Below are 25,600 nucleotides of genomic sequence, written 5' to 3'. Positions count from 1 at the left end.
CGCACCACCGGCCGCTCGAGCCCCGCCACCAACTCCTCCCGCGACCCACCCACCACCACCGCACGGTGATCGAACACCGCACGATGCGCCGCCAGGGAGTAACCGATGTCGAGCGGTCTTGGCGCGGTGTCGGTGGCGGCGTAGGCGCGCAGCCGGGCGATCTGGGCGTCGAGGGCGCGAGCGGTCGTGCCGGAGACGGGCCAGACCACCGGGCCGGTCTCGGCGACGAACGGGCCCTCGGGGGCTGCGACGTCGGCTGGTTCGGCAGGTTCGGCGGGTTCGGGGGCTTCTTCGACGATGGCGTGGGCGTTGGTGCCGCTGAGGCCGAAGGAGGAGACGCCCGCCCGGCGCGGGTGGCCGGTCTCGGGCCAAGCGCAGGCCTCCAGGAGGAGTTCGACGTCGCCACTGTCCCATTCGATGTGCGGGGACGGGGCGTCGACGTGCAGGGTTCTGGGCAGGACGCCGTGGCGCAGCGACATGACGGTCTTGATGAGGCCGCCGACGCCGGCGGCTGCCTGGGTGTGGCCGATGTTCGACTTGATGGAGCCGAGCCGCAGCGGCCGCCCCTCGGGCCGGTGCTGTCCGTAGGTGGCGAGCAGGGCGTGCGCCTCGATGGGGTCGCCGAGGGTGGTGCCGGTGCCGTGCGCCTCGACCGCGTCGATCTGGTCGGGGGTGAGTCGGGCGTTCTTCAGGGCGGCGCGGATGACGCGCTGCTGGGCTCGGCCGCTGGGCGCGGTCAGGCCGTTGGAGGCGCCGTCCTGATTGACCGCCGTACCCCGGACGACGGCGAGCACCCGGTGCCCGTTGCGGCGGGCGTCGGACAGCTTCTCCAGCAGGACCAGGCCGACGCCCTCGGAGAAGGCGGTGCCGTCGGCCGCGGCGGCGAAGGCGCGGCAGCGGCCGCTGAACGCCATGACGCCCTGGGCGCTGAAGCCGACGAACAGGCCGGGCGTGGCCATGACGGTGACGCCGCCGGCGAGGGCCAGGGAGCACTCGCCGGAGCGCAGTGCCTGGGTGGCGAGGTGGACGGCGACGAGGGAGGAGGAGCAGGCGGTGTCGATGGTGACGGCGGGGCCCTCGAAGCCGTAGTGGTAGGCGAGACGGCCGGAGATGACGCTGGCGACGGTGCCGGTGACGAGGTGTCCTTCGGCGCCCTCGGCGCTGTCGCCGGCGCCGTGGCCGTACGACGGCTGTGCGGCTCCGATGTAGACGCCGGTGGGGGTGCCCTTGAGGCGTGCGGGGTCGATGCCGGCACGTTCGAGGGTCTCCCAGGAGGTCTCCAGCAGGAGCCGCTGCTGCGGGTCCATGGCGAGGGCCTCGCGCGGCGAGATGCCGAAGAAGCCCGCGTCGAACTGGTCGACGTCCGGGATGAACGCGGCCTCGCGGGCGCTGCCGGTGTCGCCGAGGTCCCAGCCGCGGTTGTCCGGGAACCCGGAGACCGCGTCGCGCTCCCCGAGCACGAACTCCCACAGGTCCTCCGGCGACTCGATGCCTCCGGGATAGCGGCAGCCCATGGCGACGACGGCGATGGGCTCGTGCGCGGCGGTGGACAGCTGCCGGTTCTCCCGGCGCAGCCGCTCGGTCTCCGTCAGGGACGCCCTCAGGGCTTCGACGACCTTGTCCGAGGGGTTACTCATGCTGTGTCTCCGGATCTCCGCGTCACGGTTGGATGGCGTTGCCGTGCGGTGGTCGGGGGCGGGCGGGGAGGCCGACCCGTCGCCGGGTCAGGTGTCGTCGCCGTCGAGGGCCAGGGACACCAGGTCGTCCAGGTCCATCTCGGCGATCGATGCCTCCCGTGCCCGGGCGTCCTCTGCCTCTTCCTCGTCCTCGGTCCGGGCGCCGTCGGGGCCGGCCTGGGCCAGGCGCAGCAGGGTGTCGAGGACGCCCGCCTCGCGCAGCCGGTCCAGCGGGACGGTGGCCAGCGCGCGCCGGATCGCCGTCTCGTCCGGGGTGTCCGCGCCGGTCTCGGAGGGGCTGTCGCCGGGGCTGAGTCCGGCTCGCAGGTGCTCGGCGAGATCCTGCGGGGTGGGGTGGTCGAAGACCAGGGTGGCGGGCAGCCGGAGGCCGGTGGCGGCGCCGAGCCGGTTGCGCAGTTCGACGGCGGTGAGCGAGTCGAAGCCGAGGTCCTTGAAGGCACGGTCGCGTTCCACGGCGGCGGTGCCGGTGTGGCCGAGGACGGCCGCCACGTTGCTGAGGACCAGGTCGAGGAGTACCTCGCTCCGGCGTTCGGCGGTCAGTCCGGCGAGCCGGCGCAGCAGGGCGGCGCCGTCGGTGTCGTCGGCGGTGCCGTCGCCCGCCGTGCGGCGGGCGGGAGCGGGGCGCACCAGGGCCCGGTACAGGGCGGGCGGTGCGCCGCTGGTGGACTCGCGCAGGGCGTCGGGGTCGAGGCCGACGGGTACGAGGAGGGCCTCGTCGCGGTCCGTGGCGGCGTCGAACAGGGCTAGGCCCTGGTCCGCGGTGAGCGGGGTGACGCCGCCGCGGCCGAAGCGGGCGAGATCGGTGTCGTCGAGGCCGGCGGTGAGATCGCTGATCTGGTGCCACATGCCCCAGGCGAGGGAGGTGGCGGGCAGGCCGTGCGCGCGCCGGTGGTGGGCGAGCGCGTCGAGGCAGGTGTTGGCGGCGGCGTAGTTGGCCTGTCCGGAGTTGCCGGTGACGCCGGCCGCCGACGAGTACAGGACGAACCGGCGCAGCGGCAGGTCGCGGGTGAGGTGGTGCAGGTTCAGCGCCGCGTCCGTCTTGGGCCGCATGACGTGGTCGACGCGGGCGGCGTCCAGGGAGCCGAGGACACCGTCGTCCAGGACACCGGCGGTGTGGACCACACCGGTCAACGGCCGGCCGGCGGGGATCGTCGCCAGCAGCGCGGCCAACTCCCCACGGTCCGCGACATCACAGGCGGCCACCGTCACCTCCGCCCCCGACTCCTCCAACTCCCGTACGAGTTCGGCGGCGCCCGGCGCGTCCGCGCCCCGCCTGCTGGTCAGCAGCAGATGCCTCACCCCGTGCACGGCCACCAGATGCCGGGCCAGCAGCGCGCCCAGCGTGCCGGTACCGCCCGTGATCAACACCGTGCCCTCCGGGTCCCAGCCCTGCGGGACGGTGAGGACGAGCTTGCCGATGTGCTTGGCCTGGCTCATGAACCGGAACGCCTCCGGAGCCCGCCGGACGTCCCACGCCCGCACCGGCAACGGGGTGAGCTCGCCCGCCTCGAAGTGGCGTACCAGCGCGGCGAGCATGTCCCCGATGCGTTCGGGGCCGGCCTCCATCAGGTCGAAGCGGCGGTAGGCGACGCCGGGATGCGCGGCGGCCACCTCCTCCGGGTCGCGGACGTCGGTGGCGCCGAGCTCGACGAAGCGGCCGCCGCGCGGCAGCAGCCGCAGCGAGGCGTCGACCAGTTCACCGGCCAGGCAGTCCAGGACGACGTCTACTCCCTCGCCGCCGGTCGCGGCCCGGAACCCGTCCTCGAAGGAGGTGTCGCGGGAGGAGGCGATGTGGTCGTCGTCCAGGCCGAGTTCGCGCAGCGTGTCCCACTTGCCCTCGCTCGCCGTGCCGAACACCTCGGCACCCAGATGCCGGGCGATCCGCACCGCCGCCATGCCCACACCGCCCGCGGCCGCGTGCACCAGCACCCGCTCCCCCGCCCGCAGCCCGGCCAGGTCGACCAGACCGTAGTACGCGGTCAGGAAGGCCGCCGGTACGGAGGCCGCCGTGGTGAACGTCCAGCCGTCCGGGACACGGGCGACCATGCGGGCGTCGGCGACGGCGAGCGGTCCGAACGCGTGGGGCACCATGCCCGCGACGCGGTCGCCCGCGGCGAGGTGGGTGACGCCGGGGCCGGTCTCGACGACCACGCCCGCGGCCTCGCAGCCCATGAACCCGCCGGCCGGATACATGCCGAGCGACACCAGTACGTCACGGAAGTTCAGGCCGGCGGCGTGCACGGCGATGCGCACACCGTGCTCGGGCAGCTCCGCGGCGGCCTCGGGGCGGGGCAGCAGCGCCAGATTGTCGACGGTGCCGGCCGCGGTGGAGTCGAGCGCCCAGGTGCTGCCGGGCGGCGGGGTGAGCAGGCCGCCGGGGGTGTGGGTGCGGGCGAGGCGCGGCGCCAGGGTGCGGCCGCCGCGCAGCGCGAACTGCGGTTCGTCCTGGGCTACGGCTGCCGCGACCGCGGCGGGCAGCGCGGCCGCCGCCGTAGCCGTGGCCGTGTCGAGGTCGGCGATCAGCAGCCGGCCGGGGTTCTCGGTCTGCGCGGCCCGCACCAGGCCCCAGGCGCCGGCGTGACCGAGGTCGGTGACGTCCTCGCCGGTGCGGGTGGCGACGGCGCCGAAGGTGAGGACGAGCAGGCGCGCGCCGGCGTACCGTTCGCCGACGGTGAAGTGCTGGACGGTGGCGAGCAGTTCAGCGGTCCGCGCGCGCACCGTTTCGGCGTCGCCGTCGCCCGGGGCGAGCGGCAGCACGACGACCGGCGGGACGGAGGTGAGGCCGTCGAGCGCCGGGGCCGTGGTGACGGAGGCGCCCGCGCCGCGCAGGGCGTCGGCGATGCCGAGCGGGTCGTCGCCGATGACGGCGAGGGCGTCGGCGGGCGGCTGCCCGGCCGCGGCCCACTCGGTCCAGTCGACGCGGAACAAGTGGTCCGGGCCGGTGTCGCGGCGCAGCTGTGCGGTGTCGACGGGCAGCAGGACCAGCGACTCCACGGTGGCGACCGGCGCACCGGAGGCGTCGGCGAGGTCGACGGCGACCGTGTCGGTGCCGGCGGCGCTGATCCGCACGCGCAGAGCGGTCGCGCCCGCGGCGTGCAGGGCGACGCCGGTCCAGGCGAACGGCAGCCGGGCCCGGCCGGTCAGCTCGATGAAGTCGCCGAGCCGCATGGCGTGCAGGGCGGCGTCCAGGAGAGCGGGATGCAGCAGGTGACCGGCCGCGTCGCGCTGGTGGGCGGCGTCCAGGGAGACCTCGGCGTACACGTCGCCGGTGGCCTCGTCGCGCCAGGCGGCGCGCAGGCCCTGGAAGGCGGGCCCGAACCGGTAGCCGGTCGCGGCGGCTGCCTCGTAGAACCCGTCGAGGCCGACGGGCTCGGCGCCGGGTGGCGGCCAGGCGCTCAGGTCGTGGCCGGTGACCTCGCCGGGGGCGAGCGCGCCGGTGGCGTGCCGGGTCCAGGGCCGGTCCGCGGGGGCGTCCTCGGGGCGCGAGTACACGGTGACGGTACGACGCCCCGCGGCGTCGGCGGCGCGGACGCGCACCTGGAGGTGGACGCCGCCGCGTTCGGGCAGCACCAGGGGCGCCTGGAGGGTGAGTTCCTCCAGCAGGCCGCAGCCGACCTCGTCGCCCGCGCGGACGGCGAGTTCGACGAAGGCGGTGCCGGGCAGCAGCGGGGTCCCGGAGACGGCGTGGTCGCCGAGCCAGCTCTGGGTGTCGGCCGCGAGACGGCCGGTGAACAGGAGGTCCTCGCCGTCGCCGTCGGCAAGCCGGACGGCGGCCCCGAGTATCGGGTGGCCGGTGTCGCCGAGACCGAAGCCGGTGGCGTCACCGGAGTACGGCGGCAGCGGGTCCGGCCAGAACGGCTGGTCCTGGAAGGCGTACGTCGGCAGGTCGACGCGGGCCGTGTCGTGCCCGGCGTGGACGGCCGCCCAGTCGACGGTGACGCCGTGCGTCCACGCCTCGGCGACGGAGGCGAGGAAGCGCCGGGCGCCCCCCTCGTCGCGCCGGAGCGAGCCCAGCGCGACGGCCTGACCGCCGGTGGCGTCGATGGCTTCCTGGACACCGACGGTGAGCACCGGATGGGCACTGGCCTCGATGAAGACCTTGCGCCCGCGCGGCAACAAGCCCTCTACGGCGTCCTGGAAACGGACGGTGGTGCGCAGGTTGGTGTACCAGTACTCCGCGTCCAGTTCCGGGCCGTCGACGAAGGCGCCGGTGACGGTGGAGAAGAACGGGATCTCGGCGGTGCGCGGCCGGATGCCGTCCAGCAGGGTCAGCACCTCGTCACGGATCGACTCGACCTGGGAGGAATGCGAGGCGTAGTCGACGTTGATCCGCCGGGCGCGAACGCCGTCGGCCTCACAGGCGGCCATCAGCTCGTCCAGCGCCTCGGGTTCGCCGGAGACGACGGTGGACTGCGGCCCGTTGACGGAGGCGAGGGCCAGTCGGTCGCCCCAGGCCGTGATCCGCTCCCGTACGGCATCGGCGGTGTCCGCCACCGACACCATCCCGCCCTTGCCCGCCAGAGCGATCAGCGCACGAGCACGAAGAGCGGACACCTTCGCCGCATCCTCCAGACTCAGCACACCGGACACGGCCGCCGCAGCGATCTCGCCCTGCGAGTGACCGACCACCGCGGCCGGCTCCACGCCCACCGACCGCCACAACTCCGCCAGCGACACCATCACCGCCCACAACACGGGCTGCACCACATCCACCCGATCAAAACCGGGCGCACCCTCGACACCCCGCAGCACATCCAGCAGCGACCAGTCCACGAACCCCGACAGCGCCCGCGCACACTCCTCCAGCCGCCCGGCGAACACCGGCGAAGCCCCGTACAACTCCACCGCCATCCCCGCCCACTGCGACCCCTGACCCGGGAACACGAACACCGGACGGCCCACGCCCTTCAGCACGGAGCCCTGGACGAGGCCGCTGTCGGGGCGGTTCTCGGCGAGGGCACGCAGGGCGGTGCCGCGGTCGTCGCCGGTGACGGCGGCGCGTTGCTCCAGGGCGGCGCGGGTGGTGGCGAGGGACCGGGCGATGTCGACGGGCCGGTGTGCGGTGCCGTCGGCGACGAGGTCCCGCAGGCGCGCTGCCTGGGCGCCGAGTGCGGCCGTGCCGCGGGCTGAGACGAGCCAGGGCAGGGCTTCCTGCGGGAAGGCGGGGACGGCGGGCGCTCGCGGGGGTTCCTCGTCGGGGACCGGTTCCTCCAGGACGACGTGGACGTTGGTGCCGGAGCCTCCGAAGGAAGAGACGGCGGCGCGGCGGGGCCGGCCGGTCTCGGGCCAGGGGCGGGCCTCGGTGAGCAGTCCGACCGTGCCGGAGGTCCAGTCGACCTCGTGCGTGGGCTCGGCGATGTGGAGGGTCTTGGGCAGGACGCCGTGACGCAGGGCCATCACGGTCTTGATGACGCCGGCGACACCCGAAGCGGCCTGCGCGTGGCCGATGTTGGACTTCAGCGAGCCCATCCACACCGAAGTGCCGTCGGGGCGGTCCTGCCCGTAGGTGGCGAGGACGGCCTGGGCCTCTATGGGGTCGCCGAGGGTGGTGCCGGTCCCGTGCGCCTCGATGAGGTCGATGTCAGCGGGGCGCAGGCCCGCGTCGGCGAGGGCGGCGCGGATGACGCGCTGCTGCGCGGGGCCGCTGGGTGCGGACAGGCCGTTGGAGGCGCCGTCCTGGTTTGCGGCGGTGCCGCGGATGACGGCGAGAACCTGGTGGCCGTTGCGGCGGGCGTCGGAGAGCCGTTCGAGCAGGAGGATGCCGACGCCCTCGGACCAGCCGGTGCCGTCGGCGTCCTGCGAGAAGGACTTGCAGCGGCCGCTGGGCGACAGGCCGCGCTGCTGGCTGAACCCGATGAACACGCCGGGTGAGCACATCACCATCGCGCCGCCGGCCAGGGCGGCGGTGCAGTCGCCGGCGCGCAGCGTCCGCACGGCCAGGTGCAGCGCGGTCAGCGAGGACGAGCACATGGTGTCGACGGTGACGGCGGGGCCTTCCAGGCCGAAGGTGTACGACAGCCGGCCGGAGGCGACGGCGGCGGAGGCGCCGAAGAGCATCTGGCCGTCGGAGCCCTCGGGCATCCGCACGCCGTGTCCGTAGCCGGGGTATCCGGCGCCGATGAACACACCGGTGCTGGTGCCCTTGACGGCGTGCGGGTCGATCCCGGCGCGTTCGAAGACCTCCCAGGCGGTCTCCAGCAGGAGCCGCTGCTGCGGGTCCATGGTGAGCGCCTCGCGCGGTGAGATCCCGAAGAAGCCGGGGTCGAAGTGGGTGGCGGTGTGCACGAACCCGCCCTCGCGGACGTAGCTGGTGCCCGCCCTGTCGGGGTCGGGGTCGTAGAAGCCGTCGAGGTTCCATCCGCGGTCGGTGGGGAATTGGCCGATGGCGTCGCGTCCTTCGGCGACCAGCCGCCACAGGTCCTCCGGGGAGGTGACGTCACCGGGGTAGCGGCAGCTCATCGCGACGACGGCGATGGGTTCGTCGGTGGCGGTGCGGCCCTCGCCCGCCCGCGCGGGTACGGCCGCCTGCGCTGGTACGGCCACCCGCGCGGGTACGGCCGCCTCGGACGCGCCGAGGAGCTGGGCGCCGATGTGCGCGGCGAGGGCCTGCGGGGTGGGGTGGTCGAAGACGAGGGTCGCGGGCAGGATGAGGCCGGTGACGGCGGTGATCCGGTTGCGCAGGTCGACCGCGGTGAGCGAGTCGAAGCCGGCATCTCGGAAGGCGCGGCCCGGTTCGATCCCGTCGGGGCCGGAGTGACCGAGTGCGGTGGCGGCCTCGGTGCGCACCAGGTCGAGCAGGAGGGTCTCGCGTTCGTCGCCGTCGGCGGCGGTCAGACGCCGTACGAACGCGTTCTCCGGGCCGCCCTCGCCGTCGGGTTCGGCGGTGGTGGCGGCGAGTTCGCGGCGGGCCTCGGGGACGCCGGTGAGCAGCGGGCTGGGCCGGGTGGCGGCGAAGCCGGGCGCGAAACGGCTCCAGTCGACGTCGGCTACGGCGACGAACGTCTCGTCGTGCTCGACGGCCTGCAGCAGCGCCATGAGGGCGGTGCCGGGGTCCATCTCCAGGACGCCGCGGCGGCTCATGTACTCCTGGACGCCTGCCGTCTCCATGATGCCGCCGCCTCCCCAGGCGCCCCAGGCGACGGAGGTGGCGGTCAGGCCGCGGGCGCGACGCCGCTCGGCGAGCGCGTCGAGGAACGCGTTGGCGGCGGCGTACGCGGTGTGCCCGGCCGCGCCCCACACACCGGAGTTGGAGGAGAACAGCACGAACGCGTCGAGTTCGCTGTCGCCGAGGAGCTCGTCGAGGTGCCGGGCGCCGTCGACCTTGCCGGCGATGATCCGCGCGTACTCGGCGGGCGTGACCTGGTCGGCGAGGGCGGACTGCGGAATGCCGGCGGCGTGCACGACGGCCGTCAGGGGCGTCTCCTCGGGGATCCCCTCCAGGACGGCGCGCAACTGCTCACGGTCGGCGACGTCGCAGGCGACGGCTTCCGCCCGGCCACCCAACTCCCTTATCTGTGCCAAGAGTTCGTCGATGCCGGGGGTGTCCGGTCCACGGCGGCCGAGCAGCAGCAGACGCTCGGCGCCCGCGGCGGCGAGCCACCGGGCGACCTGGGCGCCGACGCCGCCGGTGCCGCCGGTGACCAGGACGGTGCCGCGGGGCCGCCAGTCGCGGGCCGGTTCCGCCTCGTCGAGCGGGGCGCGCTCCAGACGGCGCCCGAAGGCCCCGGAGGCGCGCACCGCGATCTGGTCCTCGTCGCCCGCGCCGCCGGTCAGGAGTTGCGCGAGCCGGGTCAGGGCGCGTTCGTCCGCCGCCGCGGGCAGGTCGATCAACCCGCCCCAGCCGCGGGGCTGTTCCAGTGCGACGACCCGGCCGAGTCCCCACACCTGTGCCTGGTCGGGGTCCGCGGGCGCGTCGGAGCGTCCGGTGCTGACCGCTCCCCGGGTGACCGCCCACACGGGGGCGTCGACACCGGCGGCGCCGAGCGCCTGCACGAGGGTGAGGGTGTGCAGGGCGGCGTCCGGTCCGCCGAGCCCGGTGAGGGCGAGCACACCGGACAGCCGGGTGTCGGCCACGGCGGTGCGCAGCACGTCGGTGAGCAGGTCGCGGTCGGCGCCGGGGGTCCGCACGGTGACCGTGCCGGCGCCGTGCCGGGCCAGGGCGGCCGCGCAGTCGGCGGCGAACTCCTCATGGTCCGGCGCCCGCCCGGCGGGCAGCACGACAAGCCAGGTGCCGGACAGCGGGATGCGGGCCGGCTCCGGCAGGCGCTGCCAGGCGACACGGTAGCGCCAGGAGTCGATGACCGCCCTCTCCCGGCGGGAGCGGCGCCAGGCGGCGAGCGCTGGCAGCAGCGCGCCGAGCGGGCTGTCGTCGTCGAGTTCGAGTGCCCCGGAGAGGGTTTCGAGGTCCTCCCGCTCCACGGCTTCCCAGAACCGCGCCTCGACCTCGTCGGCGGGCAGTGCGTCGGCGTCCGTGGCATCGGCGGGGGCGGACTGGAGCCAGTAGCGGCTGCGCTGGAAGGCGTACACGGGGAGTTCGACGGTCCGCGGGCGCTGCGCGGCCACCACGGCGGTCCAGTCGACCTTGGCGCCGTGAACCCAGGCCTCGGCGAGGGAGGTCAGGAAGCGCTGCGGGCCGCCCTCGTCGCGGCGCAGGGTGCCCAGGGTGACGGCGGTCGCGGAGCTGCTGTCGATCGTCTCCTGCACGCCGATCGTCAGCACGGGGTGAGCGCTCGACTCGACGAACAGACCGTGCCCGCGCGCCAGCAGGCCCTCGACGGCTTCCTGGAAACGGACCGTGGTGCGCAGGTTGGTGTACCAGTACTCCGCGTCCAGTTCCGGGCCGTCGACGAAGGCGCCGGTGACGGTGGAGAAGAACGGGATCTCGGCAGTCCGCGGCCGGATGCCGTCCAGCAGGGTCAGCACCTCGTCACGGATCGACTCCACCTGGGAGGAATGCGAGGCGTAATCGACGTCGATGCGCCGAGCACGGACACCGTCGGCCTCGCAGGCGGCCATCAGCTGGTCCAGCGCCTCCGGATCACCCGAAACCACCGTGGACTGCGGACCGTTGACCGAAGCCAGAGCCAACCGGTCACCGAAGGACGCGATCCGCTCCCGCACGGCGTCGGCGGTGTCCGCCACCGACACCATCCCGCCCTTGCCCGCCAGAGCGATCAGCGCACGAGCCCGCAACGCGGACACCTTCGCCGCATCCTCCAAACTCAGCGCGCCGGCGACGGCGGCCGCAGCGATCTCCCCCTGCGAGTGACCGACCACCGCGGCCGGCTCGACACCTACCGACCGCCACAACTCCGCCAGCGACACCATCACCGCCCACAGCGCGGGCTGGACCACGTCCACCCGGTCGAAGCCGGGCGCGCCCTCGACGCCCCGCAGGACGTCCAGCAGCGACCAGTCCACGTACGCCGACAGAGCATGGGCGCACTCCTCCAGCCGCGCGGCGAACACCGGCGAGGCGTCGTACAACTCCACCGCCATCCCCGCCCACTGCGACCCCTGACCCGGGAACACGAGGACGGCGCCGTTGGCGGGCTGCGTGGTGCCGGTGAGGGGGTGGCTGCCGTCGGCGAGGGCGGTCAGGCCGGCGAGGAGGTCGTCGTGGTCGGCGGCAACCACCGCGCCGCGGTGTTCGAGGGCGGCGCGGGTGGTGGCGAGGGAGAGGGCGACGTCCTGCGGGCGGGTGGCGCCGTTCCGGGTGTTGAGGAAGTCGGCCAGGCGGGCGGCCTGGGCGCGCAGAGCCGCCGGAGTCCTGCCGGAGACGACCCAGGGCACGAGCGGGGCGTCCAGGACGACCTGACGGTCGGAACCGCTGTGGTCCTCGGGGGCGGGTTCCTCGGCGGCTGCGGGTTCCTCGAGGACGACGTGGGCGTTGGTGCCGCCGACGCCGAAGGAGGAGACACCGGCCCGGCGCGGGGCGCCGTCCTGCGGGGTCCAGGCGACGGCCTCGCGCAGCAGTCGCACGGTGCCGGCCGACCAGTCGACCTGGCTGGTCGGCTCGTCGACGTGGAGGGTCCTGGGCAGCAGGCCGGCGCGCATCGCCATGACCGTCTTGATGACGCCGGCCATGCCCGCGGCGGCCTGGGTGTGCCCGATGTTGGACTTGACGGAACCGAGGTGCAGCGGGCGGTCCTCGGGGCGGTTGCGGCCGTAGGTGGCGAGGAGTGCCTGGGCCTCGATGGGGTCGCCGAGGGTGGTGCCGGTGCCGTGTGCCTCGACGGCGTCGATCTGCTGCGGGGTGAGCCGCGCGTCGGCCAGGGCGGCCTTGATGACGCGGGCCTGGGAGGGCCCGTTGGGCGCGGTGAGGCCGTTGGAGGCGCCGTCCTGGTTGACGGCGGAGCCGCGGACGACGGCGAGGATCTCGTGGCCGTTGCGGCGGGCGTCGGACAGGCGTTCCAGAAGCAGTACGCCGATGCCCTCGGCGAAGCCGGTGCCGTCGGCGGCGTCGGCGAAGGCCTTGCAGCGGCCGTCGGCGGCGAGGCCGCGCTGGCGGCTGAACTCGACGAAGAGTCCGGGCGTCGACATCACGGTGACGCCGGCCGCGAGGGCGAGGGAGCACTCGCCCTGGCGCAGCGCCCGCACCGCGAGGTGCAGGGCGACGAGGGAGGAGGAGCAGGCGGTGTCGACGGTGACGGCCGGGCCCTCCAGGCCGAAGGTGTAGGCGACGCGGCCGGAGACGACGGCGGCGGCGCTGCCGGTGCCGAGGTAGCCCTCGACTCCGTCGGGAACCGTGTCGAGGTCGCCGCCGTAGCTGGAGGCGGAGGCGCCGACGAAGACTCCGGTGGGGCTGCCCTTGAGCGCGGTCGGGTCCAGGCCCGCGCGTTCCAGGACTTCCCAGGTGGTCTCCAGCAGGAGCCGCTGCTGCGGGTCCATGGCGAGGGCCTCGCGCGGTGAGATCCCGAAGAGCTGGGCGTCGAACTCCGGGACGTCCCGCAGGAATCCGCCCTCGCGGGTGTAGGAGGTGCCGGCCTTGTCGGGGTCGGGGTCGTAGAGCGCGTCGACGTCCCAGCCGCGGTCCTCGGGGAAGGGGCCGATGCCGTCGCGGCCGTCGGCGACGAGGTCCCACAGGGCCTCGGGGCTGCGCACGTCGCCGGGGAAGCGGCAGGCCATGCGGATGATCGCGACCGGCTCCGGCTCCTCGAGTTCGCGCACCCGTCTGCGGGCGTTGCGCAGGTCGGCGGTGGCCCGCTTGAGGTATTCGCGGAGCTTGGCCTCGTTGTCGGGGCGGCCGGGGTTGCTCGTGCTGCCCGGGTTGCTCGTGCTGCCCGGGTTGCTCGTGCTGCCCGGGTTGCTCGTGCTGCCGGGGTTGCTCGTGCTGCTGGTGCTCAACGTCAGTCACCTACCGTGAACGGGAAGCCTGCACTGCGCGATCGTGAGGGGCGTCGCTGCCGGGTCACCGGGCCTCCAGCTCGTCGTCGAGCAGGTCGAACAGTTCGTTGTCGGAGGCGGCGGCGATGTCGGCGTCGCGGGTCTGTGCCTGGTCGCCGGTCTGCGTCCGCTCGCCGGTCTGCCAGGCCGCGAGGAGCGCCTGGAGGCGTCCGGTGACGCGGGCCCGGTCCTCCTCGGTGGCCGCGGTGGCGTGCGCGAGGGTGCTCTGCAGCCGGTCGATGTCGTCGAGGAGCGGGTCGACGGAGGTGCCGTCGCCGTACAGCTCGGTGCGCAGGTGGGCGGCGAGCCGGGCGGGGGTGGGCTGGTCGAAGACGAGTGTGGAGGGCAGGCTCAGGCCGGTGGCGGTGCCGAGCCGGTTGCGCAGTTCGACCGCGCTGAGCGAGTCGAAGCCCAGTTCGCGGAAGGGGCGTTCGGGGCCGACGGCGGCGAGCGCCTCGGCGTCCGCGGCACCGTGGCCGAGGACGGAGGCGGCCTGCCGGCGCACCAGGTCGAGCAGGACCCGGTCCTGTTCGGCGGGGGTCCGGCCGTTGAGCCGGCCGAGGAGTTCGTCGGCGGTGCTCCCGCCGCGGGCGGTCTCCTCCTGTGCGGCGGCCGCGGTGTCGGCGAGCACCTTCGCGGCTTCCGGAACCATCTCGAACAGGGGGCTGTTGCGTTCCGTGCCGGTGCCGAGGGTGAAGCCGTCCCAGCGGATGTCGATGACGACGGGGTTGGTCTCGTCGTGGTCGAGCGACTGCTGGAGGGCGGCGGTGGCCAGCTCGGGCGGCATCTCCCACACGCCCTGCAGCCGGGCGCGTTCGCCCGCGCCGCCGGCGGCCATGCCGCTGCCCGCCCAGGTGCCCCACACCACGGAGGTGGCGGGCAGGCCGCGGGTGCGGCGCTGGTGGGCGAGGGCGTCGAGGAAGGTGTTGCCGGGCGTGTAGTTGCCGAGGCCGGCGGAGCCGTAGGCGGCGCCGAAGGAGGAGAACAGGACGAACGCGTCGAGGTCGTCCCTGCCTTCGGTGAGTTCCTGGAGGTTGAGGGCGCCCTGGGCCTTGACCCGCCACACCTGGGCGAGCCGGTCGGGGGTGAGGGAGTCGACCATGCCGTCGTCGAGGACGGCGGCGGTGTGGAAGACGGAGGTGAGCGGGGCGTCGGCGGGCAGGGCGTCCAGGACGGTGCGCAGCTGCTCGCGGTCGGCCACGTCGGCGGCGGCTATGGTCACCTCGGCGCCCAGGTCCCGTATCTCCTGGGCGAGTTCAGCCGCGCCGGGGGCTTCGGGTCCGCGGCGGCTGACCAGGAGCAGGTGGGGGGCGCCGGCCCGGGCCAGCCAGCGGGCGGTCTGTGCGCCGAGGCCGCCGGTGCCGCCGGTGACCAGGGCGGTGCCGCGCGGTGTCCAGGCGCGTGGCGGCTCGGTGTCGCCGAGGGGGGCGCGCACCAGGCGGCGGACGAGCACGTTCCAGGAGCGGACGGCGAGTTCGTCCTCGTCCCCGGGTTCGGCGAGGATGCCGGCGAGCCTCCGGTACGCCTCCTCGTCGACGGTGTCCGGCAGGTCGACGATGCCGCCCCACAGCCGCGGGTGCTCCTGCACCAGGACGCGGGCCAGCCCCCATACGGCCGCCTGCACGGGCCGGGTGAGCGGATCGCTGTCGCCGACGGACACGGCCCCCTGGGTCAGGGCCCACACCGGGGCGTCGAACTCCACGAGTTCACGGACCTGGAGGACGGCCTGGACCAGGGTCACGGTCCCGGCGAGGCCGAGCGGCAGCGACGGGTGGTCGGGGTGCCCGCGCTCGTCGAGGGCGAGCAGGGAGAGGATGCCGGTGACCGTCTCCTCGCCCTCGGCGGCGAGCGCCTCGTGCAGCTGTTGGGCGAGGGTGTAGCGGTCGGCGGCCCAGATGTCGACCGGGATGCGCACGATACGGGCGCCGAGTGCGCCGAGACGGCCGGCCGCGGCCTCGGCGAGGTCACCGGCCCCGTCCTCGGGTTCGAGGAGCAGCCAGGTGCCGGTCAGCACGGGCTCGGCGGTGTCGGTGACGGTCCACACGGTGCGGTAGCGCCAGGAGTCGAGGGCCGACTTCTCCCGCTGGGCGCGGCGCCAGGCGGCGAGCGTGGGCAGCGCCTCGTCCAGCGGCTGGTCGCCGCTGACCCCGAGCCGGGCCAGGTCGCCGCTCTCGACGGCCGTCCAGAAAGCGGTGTCGGTCTCGTCGGCGGCGTGCGCGGCACCGGCGGTGGCGTCGGCGGCGTCGTCGAGCCAGTACGGGCGGTGCTGGAAGGCGTAGGTCGGCAGGTCGACCGGGCGGGTGCCGTCGGGGAAGACGGTGGTCCAGTCGACTTCGGCGCCATGGGTCCAGGCCTCGGCGAGGGAGGTGAGGAAGCGCTGCGGGCCGCCCTCGTCGCGGCGCAGGGTGCCCAGGGTGACGGCGGCCGCCTCGGAGGCGTCGATGCTCTCCTGCACACCGATCGTCAACACCGGGTGGGCACTGGACTCGACGAACAGACCGTGGCCGCGATGCAACAGGCCCTCGACGGCTTCCTGGAAACGGACCGTGGTGCGCAGGTTGGTGTACCAGTACTCGGCGTCCAGCTCCGGGCCCTCGATGAGGGTGCCGGTGACGGTGGAGAAGAAGGGAATCTCGGCGGTGCGCGGCCGGATGCCGTCCAGCAGGGTCAGCACCTCCTCACGGATCGACTCGACCTGGGAGGAATGCGAGGCGTAGTCCACGTCGATGCGCCGAGCACGGACACCGTCGGCCTCGCAGGCGGCCATCAGCTGGTCCAGCGCCTCCGGATCACCCGAAACCACCGTGGACTGCGGGCCGTTGACCGACGCCAGGGCCAGCCGGTCGCCCCAGGCCGTGATCCGCTCCCGTACGGCGTCGGCGGTGTCCGCCACCGACACCATCCCACCCTTGCCCGCCAGAGCGATCAGCGCACGAGCCCGCAACGCGGACACCTTCGCCGCGTCCTCCAAGCTCAGCGCACCGACGACGGCGGCGGCCGCGATCTCCCCCTGCGAGTGGCCCACCACCGCGGCGGGGCGGACACCGTGGGAGCGCCACAGGCCGGCGAGGGACACCATCACCGCCCACAGCGCGGGCTGCACCACGTCCACCCGGTCGAAGCCGGGCGCGCCCTCGACGCCCCGCAGGACGTCCAGCAGCGACCAGTCCACGTACGCCGACAGAGCATGGGCGCACTCCTCCAGCCGCGCGGCGAACACCGGCGAGGCGTCGTACAACTCCACCGCCATCCCCGCCCACTGCGACCCCTGACCCGGGAACACGAACACCGGCCGGTCGGCGCCCGGGGTGACGGTGGTGCCTGTGACGTCGCCGTCGGCGAGTGCCGCGAGGCCGGCGCGGAACGTCTCGTGCCGGGCCGCGACGACCGCGCCGCGCACCGGGTGGGCCGTCCGCGTGGTGGCCAGCGAGAAGCCGGTGGCGGCCGCCGGGGCGCCGTCCCCGACGTGGGCGAGGAGCCGGGCCGCCTGGTCGCGCAGGGCGCCCGGGGTACGGCCGGACACGATCCACGGGAACGGTCCCGAGGGCTCCTCGACGGCCGCCTCGACGGCTGGTTCGGCCTCCTCCAGGACGACGTGTGCATTGGTGCCGCTCACCCCGAAGGAGGAGACGCCGGCCCGGCGCGGCTCGGGGCCGCGCTCCCAGGGGCGTGCCTCCGCCAGGAGCCGCACGCCGCCGGACGCCCAGTCGACGTGCGGGGTCGGCTCGTCGGCGTGCAGGGTCTTCGGCAGGATCCCGTGACGCAGCGCCTGCACGGTCTTGATGACGCCGGCGATGCCGGCGACCGGGCCGCCGTGCCCGATGTTGGACTTGGCCGACCCCAGCCACAGCGGCCGCTCGGCGGTGTGTTCCCTCCCGTAGGTGGCGAGGAGGGCCTGGGCTTCGATGGGGTCGCCGAGGGACGTGCCGGTGCCGTGCGCCTCGACCGCGTCGACCTGGGCCGCGGTGAGCCGGGCGTCGGCGAGGGCCTTGCGGATGACCTCCTGCTGGGCGGGCTCGCTGGGTGCGGTGAGGCCGTTGCTGGCACCGTCCTGGTTGATGGCGGAGCCGCGGATCACGGCGAGCACCCGGTGGCCGTCGCGGCGGGCGTCGGAGAGCCGCTCGACGAGCAGGACGCCCACGCCCTCGGCCCAGGTGGTGCCGTCCGCGCCCGCCCCGAACGCCTTGCAGCGGCCGTCCGCGGCGAGCGCCCGCTGCTTGCTGAACTCGACGAAGGCGGCGGGAGACGCCATCACGGCGACGCCCGCGGCCAGCGCCTGCGAGCACTCGCCGCGGCGCAGCGCCTGCACGGCCAGGTGCAGGGCGACCAGGCCGGAGGAGCAGGCGGTGTCGACGGTGACGGCCGGTCCCTGCAGGCCGAAGGTGTAGGCGACCCGGCCGGACAGGACGCTGGACATGGTGCCGGTGCCGATGTAGCCCTCGGCGTCCTCGGGGAGGGCGGTCAGCCGGGAGGCGTAGTCGGAGGCGACGGCGCCGACGAAGACGCCGGTCTCGCTGCCCTTGAGGGACAGCGGGTCGTGGCTGCCGCGTTCGAGGGCCTCCCAGGCGGTCTCCAGCAGGAGCCGCTGCTGCGGGTCCATGGCGGCGGCCTCGCGCGGCGAGATGCCGAACAGCTCCGGGTCGAAGAGGGTGGCGCCCCGCAGGAACCCGCCCTCGGTGACGTAGGTCCTGCCGGGCTTGTCCGGGTCGGGGTCGTAGAGGTTGTCGACGTCCCAGCCGCGGTCGGTGGGGAACGGGGTGATCGCGTCGGTGCCGGAGGCGATCAGGTCCCAGAAACCCTCGGGATCGGTGGCCCCGCCCGGGAAACGGCACGCCATCGACACGATGGCGACCGGCTCGTGGCCGGCGTCCTCGGCGTCGCGCAGCTGCTGCTTGGTGCGGCTGAGGTCCGCGGTGACCCGCTTGAGGTAGTCGCGGAGCTTGTCTTCGTTGCTCGTCGGCATGCTCGGTACTCCTTGGGGACTTGGGGCTGCGGAGCAACGCGGGAAGCTCCCGGTTCCTGGGGCCCGGTCGGTCCGGTCGGTCGGGTCGGTCCGGTCGGGCACGGGGACACCTGGCCACCGTCGCGTGCGAGCGCGATCGGGCCAACCCCTGAAATGAGGGGTGCGACCCGTATAGCGGGCGGTCGACTCCCCTCCCCGGCGGCGGGGAACGGGCGACCGCCGCCACCCCGAGGGGCGGCGGTGGGCGGTGGGGCAGGTCAGGAGGCGCCCAGCTCTTTGTCGATCAGGTCGAAGATCTCGTCGTCGGACACGCTGTCGAGGGCGTCGCCGTCCAGCACGGCGGCCTGCGCGGTGCCGTTGCGGCGCCAGCGCCACAGCAGCGCCTCCAAGCGCTTGGTCACGGTGTCCCGGGCCTCCTCGTCCGGCTCCACGTCCGCCAAAGCGGCTTCCAACAGGGTCAGTTCGCGCAGTCCGGGGGCCTCCGCGGCGCGCGCGGTGCCCAGTTCGGTGAGCAGGTGGCGGGCCAGGTCGAGGGGGGTGGGGTGGCTGAAGACCAGGGTGGCGGGCAGTTGCAGTCCGGTGGCGGCGGTGAGCCGGTTGCGCAGTTCCACGGCGGTGAGCGAGTCGAAGCCGAGGTCCTTGAAGGCGCGTTCGGGTTCGACGACTTCGTGCTCGTCGTGCCCGAGGACGGCGGCGACGCGGGTGCGCACCAGGTCGGTCAGTATGCGCTCCTGCTCTTGCGGGCCCAGCCGGGCCAGTTCTCGCGCGAACGAAGCGGCGCCCCCAGGGTCTTCCGTGACGGCGGCGTCGCGGCGGCGCGGTGCGCGCTCGGCGGGAGGGGTCCCGGCGCGGGCGCCGACGGCCTCCGCGGCGGTCCGCAACTCCTCGACGGGCACGAGCCGTGAGGCGAACGAGTCCACCACGGCGACCGGCCGGCCGGCCGCGTCGGCCACCGTGACCGCCACCTCGTCGGGCCCCACCGGAGTGAGATGGACCCGTACCCGGCGGGCCCCGGCGGCGTGCAGCCGCACCCCGCTCCACGCGAACGGCAGCCAGGCCGTACCCTCCTGCGCCGGCGGCCCGCTGACCGCCAGCGCGTGCAGCGCGGCCTCCAGGAGCGCCGGGTGCAGCCCGAAGCGTGCGGCGTGCCCGTGCTGGTCCTCGGGCAACTCCGCCTCCGCATAAACGCCGCCACCGCCACCGGCGAGCCATACGGCTGTGAGGCCCTGGAAGACCGGCCCGTAGCCGTATCCCGACTCGGTGAGGGAGGCGTAGAACCCGTCGAGGTCCACCGGCTCGGCATCGGGCGGCGGCCATGCCGCCAACTCATGTGTCTCCGGGGGAGCTTCGGCTCGCGACAGAGTGCCGTGCGCGTGCCGCGTCCAGCTTCCGCCAGGGTCGTCGCCGTCGCGGCCGTACACGGCGACCGGGCGCCGTCCCGCCGGGTCCGGCGGGCCCACGACCACTTGCAGGTCGACCGGTGCGTCGTCGGGCACCGCGAGTGGCTTCTCCAGGGTCAGCTCGTCGAGGACGTCGCATCCGGCCTCGTCCCCGGCCCGAACGGCGAGTTCGACGAACACGGCCCCGGGCAGCACCCGCGCGCCTCCCACGGCGTGGTCGGCGAGCCAGGGGTGCGTCCGCAGCGACAGCCGCCCGGTGAGCACCACCTGATCCCCCTCCGCGAGCCGCACCGCGGCCCCCAGCAGCGGGTGATCCGCGGCCGCCAGCCCGGCCGCGGTGACGTCACCGGCACCCTGGCCGCCCTTGCCCGCCTCCAGCCAGTAGCGCCGGCGCTGGAAGGCGTACGTCGGCAACTCGGGCCGCGGCGAACGCCCGTACACCGCCTGCCAGTCGACCTGCGCTCCGTGGACCCAGGCCTCGGCGAGGGAGGTGAGGAAGCGCTGCGGGCCGCCCTCGTCACGGCGCAGGGTGCCCAGAGTGACGGCGGTGGCCTCGGAGGCGTCGATGCTCTCCTGCACGCCGATCGTCAGCACCGGGTGGGCACTGGACTCGACGAACAGACCATGGCCCCGGGACAGCAGGCCCTCTACGGCTTCCTGGAAACGGACGGTGGTGCGCAGATTGGTGTACCAGTACCCCGCGTCCAACTCCGGACCGTCGACGAAATCACCGGTGACGGTGGAGAAGAACGAGATCTCGGCGGTGCGCGGCTGAATGCCGTCCAGCAGGGTCAGCACCTCCTCGCGGATCGACTCCACCTGGGAGGAATGCGAGGCGTAGTCGACGTTGATACGCCGGGCACGGACACCGTCCGCTTCACAGAGGGCCATCAGCTCGTCCAGCGCCTCCGGATCACCCGAAACCACCGTGGACTGCGGACCGTTGACCGAAGCCAGAGCCAACCGGTCACCCCAGGCCGTGATCCGCTCCCGTACGGCATCGGCGGTGTCCGCCACCGACACCATCCCGCCCTTACCCGCCAGAGCGATCAGCGCACGAGCCCGCAACGCGGACACCTTCGCCGCATCCTCCAGACTCAGCACACCGGACACGGCGGCCGCCGCGATCTCGCCCTGCGAGTGACCGACCACCGCAGCCGGCTCCACCCCCACCGACCGCCACAACTCCGCCAGCGACACCATCACCGCCCACAACGCCGGCTGCACCACATCCACCCGATCAAAACCGGGCGCACCCTCGACACCCCGCAGCACATCCAGCAGCGACCAGTCCACGTAAGGCTGCAACGCCCGCCCGCACTCATCCAGCCGCCCGGCGAACACCGGCGAAGCCCCGTACAACTCCACCGCCATCCCCGCCCACTGCGACCCCTGACCCGGGAAGACGAACACCGTCTTGCCCGTGTGGGCCGTGCCTTCGACGACCTTGGCGGAGGTGTCTCCCTCGGCGAAGGCGTGCAGGGCGGTGATGCGGTCGCCGCCGATGAGGGCGGCGCGGTGGTCGAAGGCGGTGCGGGTGGTGGCGAGGGCGACGGCCGGGTCGAGGTCGGGATGGTGTGCGTGCCAGTCCCGCAGTCGGGCGGCCTGGTCACGCAGGGCGGCCGCGGTGCGGGCGGAGAGGATCCAGGGGGCGTCGTCGGTGGGGAGGGCGCCGGGCGTGGTGGGTGCCGGGGTGTCGTCGGCGTCCGGCTGGTGCTGTTCGAGGATGACGTGGGCGTTGGTTCCGCTGATGCCGAAGGCGGAGACGCCGACGCGGCGGGGTCTGCCGGTCTCGGGCCAGGGGCGGGCCTCGGTGAGGAGTCGGACGGCGCCGGAGTTCCAGTCGACGCGGTCGGAGGGGGCGTCGACGTGGAGGGTCCGGGGCAGGAGGCCCTCGCGCATGGCGAGCACTGTCTTGATGACGCCCGCGACGCCCGAGGCGGCGGAGGTGTGTCCGATGTTGGACTTCACGGAGCCGAGCCACAGGGGCTGGTCCTCGGGCCGGTTCTGCCCGTAGGTGGCGAGGAGTGCCTGGGCCTCGATGGGGTCGCCGAGGGTGGTGCCGGTGCCGTGTGCCTCGACCGCGTCGACCTGGGCCGGGGTGAGCCGGGCGTCGGCCAGCGCGGCCTTGATGACGCGGACCTGGGAGGGTCCGTTGGGCGCGGTGAGGCCGTTGGATGCGCCGTCCTGGTTGACGGCCGAGCCGCGGATCACGGCGAGGACGGGGTGGCCGTTGCGGACGGCGTCGGAGAGCCGTTCGACGAGGAGGACGCCCGCGCCCTCGGAGGGGCCGAAGCCGTCGGCGGCCGCGGCGAAGGCCTTGCAGCGGCCGTCGGGTGCCAGGGCGCGCTGGCGGCTGAACTCGACGAAGCCCGCCGGGTTGGACATGACGGTGACGCCGCCGGCGAGGGCTAGGGAGCACTCGCCGGTGCGCAGGGCGTGGGCGGCCATGTGCAGGGCGACGAGGGAGGAGGAGCAGGCGGTGTCGACGGTGACGGCGGGGCCCTCCAGGCCGAGGAAGTAGGCGAGGCGCCCGGACAGCACGCTGGCGAGGTTGCCGGTGCCGATGTAGCCCTCGAGTTCGTCGGGGACGTCGGTCAGGCCGGTGGTGTAGTCGAGGGCGCTGAAGCCGATGAAGGTGCCGGTGGCGCTGCCGGCGAGGGTGGTGGGGTCGATGCCGGCGCGTTCGACGGCTTCCCAGCCGGTCTCCAGGACGAGCCGCTGCTGCGGGTCCATGGCGAGCGCCTCGCGGGGCGAGATGCCGAAGAAGCCGGCGTCGAACCGGTCGGCGTCGTGGAGGAAGGCTCCTTCGCGCACGTAGTTGGTGCCGGGGGTGTCGGGGTCGGGGTCGTAGAGGGCGTCGATGTCCCAGCCGCGGTTGTCGGGGAAGGGGCCGACGGCGTCGGCGCCGTCGGCGACCAGCCGCCACAGCGCTTCGGGGGTGTCGGCGCCGCCCGGGTAGCGGCAGGCCATGCCGATGACGGCGACGGGCTCGTGGCCCGCGGCCTCCACGGCCTGCAGCCGCTTGCGGGTCTGCTGCAGGTCGGCCGTCGCCCGCTTGAGGTATTCGAGGAGTTTCGCCTCGTTGCTCTCGGTGTGCTGGCTCTGCGCCATGGTCGGTGTCTCCGTGGGCTCCGTGGGCGGGCGGTTCGCCGGCCGTGGGCCGGTGTCGGGCATGGCGGGCAGCCGCCCCCGGGGCCGGGTGCGGGCACGGCCCCGGGGACAGGTCAGGAGGTGCCCAGTTCCTTGTCGAGCAGGGCGAACATGTCGTCGGCGGTGGCCGTCTCCAGGGCGTCGGAGCCCTCGGCCGTTCCGCCGCCGGTGGGCGCGTCCTCGTCGACGGTCCACAGCAGGGCCTGGAGGCGCTGCCTGAGCTTGGTGCGGGTGTCGGTGTCGGGGTCGGCGGCGGACAGCGCGCTCTCCAGGCGGTCGAGTTCGTCGAGGACCCCGCCGACGGGCGCGTCCCCGCCCGGCAGCAGGGCGGTGCGCAGGTGCGCGGCGAGCGCGGCCGGGCTGGGGTAGTCGAAGACGACGGTCGCCGGGAGCTTCAGGCCGGTGGCGGCGCCGATCCGGTCGCGCAGTTCGACGGCGGTCAGCGAGTCGAAGCCGAGGTTCTTGAAGGCGCGGCCGGGTTCGACGTCGTCGCCGGAGGAGTGCCCGAGGACGGTGGCGACCTTGTGGCGGACGAGGCCGAGCAGCAGGGACTCCCGCTCGGCCGGGTTCGCCGCGGCGAACCGCCGGCCGAACTCGGCGGCCGCGCCGGTGTCGCCGCCGTCCTGGTCGGGCGCCTCGGCGGCGGCCAGGGCGCGACGGGCCTCCGGCACGGTGCTGATGAGGGGGCTGGGCCGTCCGGAGGTGTAACCGGGGACGAACCGCTCCCAGTCGACGTCGGCGACGGCGCGGAACACCTCGTCGTGCTCGACGGCCTGGACCATGGCGTCCAGGGCGAGTCCGGGGTCCATCTCCAGCACACCGCGGCGGCGCATGTACTCCTCGACGCCGTCGCCCTCCATCATCCCGCCGCCGCCCCAGGCGCCCCAGGCCACCGAGGTGGCGGTCAGGCCACGGGCGCGGCGCCGCCCGGCGAACGCGTCGAGGTAGGCGTTGCCGGGCGCGTAGCCGCCGTGCCGGCCGCTGCCCCAGACGCCGGAGTTGGAGGAGAACAGCACGAACGCGTCGAGTTCGGTGTCGCCGAGGAGTTCGTCGAGGTGCCGGGCACCGCCGACCTTGCCCGCGTTGATCTCCCGGAACTCGTCGACGGTCATCTCCTCCACGAGGGTCGACTGGACGATCCCGACGGCGTGCACGACGGCGGTCAGCGGTGTCCCGGCCGGGATCGCGTCGAGGACGGCCCGTACCTGCTCGCGGTCGGCCATGTCGCAGGCGGCGAGGGTGACTTCGGCGCCCAGCGCGCGGATCTCGTCGGCGAGCGCGGCGGCTCCGGGCGCCCGCTGACCACGGCGGCTGGTCAGAACCAGGTGCCGGGCACCGCCGGCGGCGAGGCGCCGGGCGACCTGGGCGCCCACGCCGCCGGTGCCGCCGGTGACCAGTACGGTGCCGCGCGGCTGCCAGCGCCGCACCGGCTCGGCGTCCCCGAGCGGGGCACGGGTCAGACGGCGGCCGTAGGCGCCGCTCGGGCGCAGCGCGACCTGGTCCTCGTCGCCGAGGCCGCCCGCGAGCAGCCGGGCGAGCCGGGCGGCGGCCCGCTCGTCGAAGGTCTCGGGCAGATCGGCCAGTCCGCCCCAGGTGCGCGGCTGTTCGAGTCCGACGACGCGGCCGAGCCCCCACAGCATGGCCTGCGCGGGGTCGGCGGGCGCGTCGTGCCCGGTGTCGACGGCTCCCCGGGTGAGGACCCACAGCGGCGCGGTCACCCCGGCGTCGCCGAGGGCCTGGACGAGGACGAGGGTGCCGGTGACGGCACTGTCCGGGTCGGCCGCGCCGGCCAGCAGGGACACCACCCCGGCCACGTCGGTGCCGGTGAGCTTCGCGGCCCAGTCCGTGCGGTCGGCGTCGGCCGGGTCGAGGGGCAGGCGGTCCACGTCGGCGCCACGGGCGGCGAGGGCGGCGACGACGGCCTCGACGCGGCCGGTGTCGGCCGGGCCGGCGGGGCCGGCCGGCTCGACGACGAGCCAGGTGCCGGTCAGCCGGTCGGCGCCGTGGTCGGGCAGGAGGGTCCACTGGACGTCGTAGCGCCAGGAGTCGATGGTGGCCCGGTCGCGGCGGCCGCGGTGCCATGCGGCGAGCGTGGGCAGCTGTTCGCGCAGGGGCCGGTCGGCGTCCAGGCCCGCCGTGGCGGCGAGCCGGTCGGTGTCGCCGTCGTCGACGGCCGCCCAGAATCCCGCCTCCGCCGGGTCGGCCGTACCGGGCGCGGGGGCGGCCTCGTCGGCCGCCGCGGACTCCAGCCAGAAGCGCCGGTGCTGGAACGCGTACGTGGGCAGGTCCACGGTGCATGCGCCGCGTCCGGCGAGGACGGTGGTCCAGTCGACGGGGATGCCACGGCTCCAGGCGGTGCCGAGCGAGGTGTAGAAGCGCGCCAGGCCGCCTTCGTCGCGGCGCAGCGTGCCGAGCGCGACGGCGTCGGCGCCTGCCGCCTCGGCGGTCTCCATGACGCCGTAGACCAGAACGGGGTGGGCGCTGCACTCGATGAACGTGCTGTGGCCCTCGGCCAGGAGACGTCGCACGACGGGTTCGAAGGACACCGGCCGCCGGCAGTTCTCGTACCAGTACTCCGCCGTCAGCTCCGGACCCGCCAACACCTCCCCCGTCACCGTCGAATACAACGGCACACTCCCCGCCCGCGGCCTGACGAAGGACAGCAGTTCCACGATCCGCCCACGCAGCCGGTCCACCTGCGCACAGTGCGAAGCGACCGTCGAGCCGATCACCTTCGCCCGCACACCCTCCGCCTCCAACCCGGCCACCAGCTCCTCAAGGGCCGGCACTTCGCCCGCCACCGTCACCGAACCCGGACCGTTCACCCCCGCCACCGACAGCACCCCGCCGAACCGCTCCAGACGCGCCTCGACCTCCCCCACCGGCAGCGACACCGACGCCACCGCACCCCGACCCACCAACTCCTCCGCGAACAAACCCGACCGCAGCACCACCACCCGCGCCGCGTCCTCAAGACTCAACGCACCCGAGACTGCGGCGGC

Annotated in this window: 4 protein-coding genes and 1 pseudogene; all 5 read right to left on the bottom strand. The window is 74.5% G+C overall.

What is annotated here, in order from left to right:
- Positions 1-1,637, bottom strand: a 1,637-nt coding sequence (locus ACZ5GT_RS38970) for a type I polyketide synthase (RefSeq protein ID WP_469036170.1), incomplete at its 3' end; no start/stop codon positions are given.
- Between the two features lie 87 nt (positions 1,638-1,724).
- Entirely contained in the window at positions 1,725-13,043 is an 11,319-nt protein-coding gene (locus tag ACZ5GT_RS38965; protein WP_469036168.1) for a type I polyketide synthase, read from the bottom strand.
- 64 nt (positions 13,044-13,107) lie between these two features.
- Positions 13,108-18,036: pseudogene (locus ACZ5GT_RS38960) on the bottom strand (type I polyketide synthase); the annotation flags it as partial.
- A gap of 266 nt (positions 18,037-18,302) precedes the next feature.
- On the bottom strand, positions 18,303-22,559 hold the full coding sequence (locus tag ACZ5GT_RS38955) for a type I polyketide synthase (RefSeq protein ID WP_469036166.1): 4,257 nt from the start codon (positions 22,557-22,559) through the stop codon (positions 18,303-18,305).
- Positions 22,560-22,672: 113 nt separating this feature from the next.
- A partial coding sequence (locus ACZ5GT_RS38950; protein WP_469036165.1) for an SDR family NAD(P)-dependent oxidoreductase occupies positions 22,673-25,600 on the bottom strand: 2,928 nt, incomplete at its 5' end.

This window comes from Streptomyces sp. NPDC031340 (assembly GCF_055569945.1).
The sequence above is the reverse complement of the archived record's forward strand: the minus strand, read 5'-3'. Positions and strand labels throughout refer to the sequence as shown.

Bases quoted from the DNA above. Each gene is read 5' to 3' on its own strand.
- ACZ5GT_RS38955 (WP_469036166.1), bottom strand. From the start codon at position 22,559: ATGGCGCAGAGCCAGCACACCGAGAGCAACGAGGCGAAACTCCTCGAA.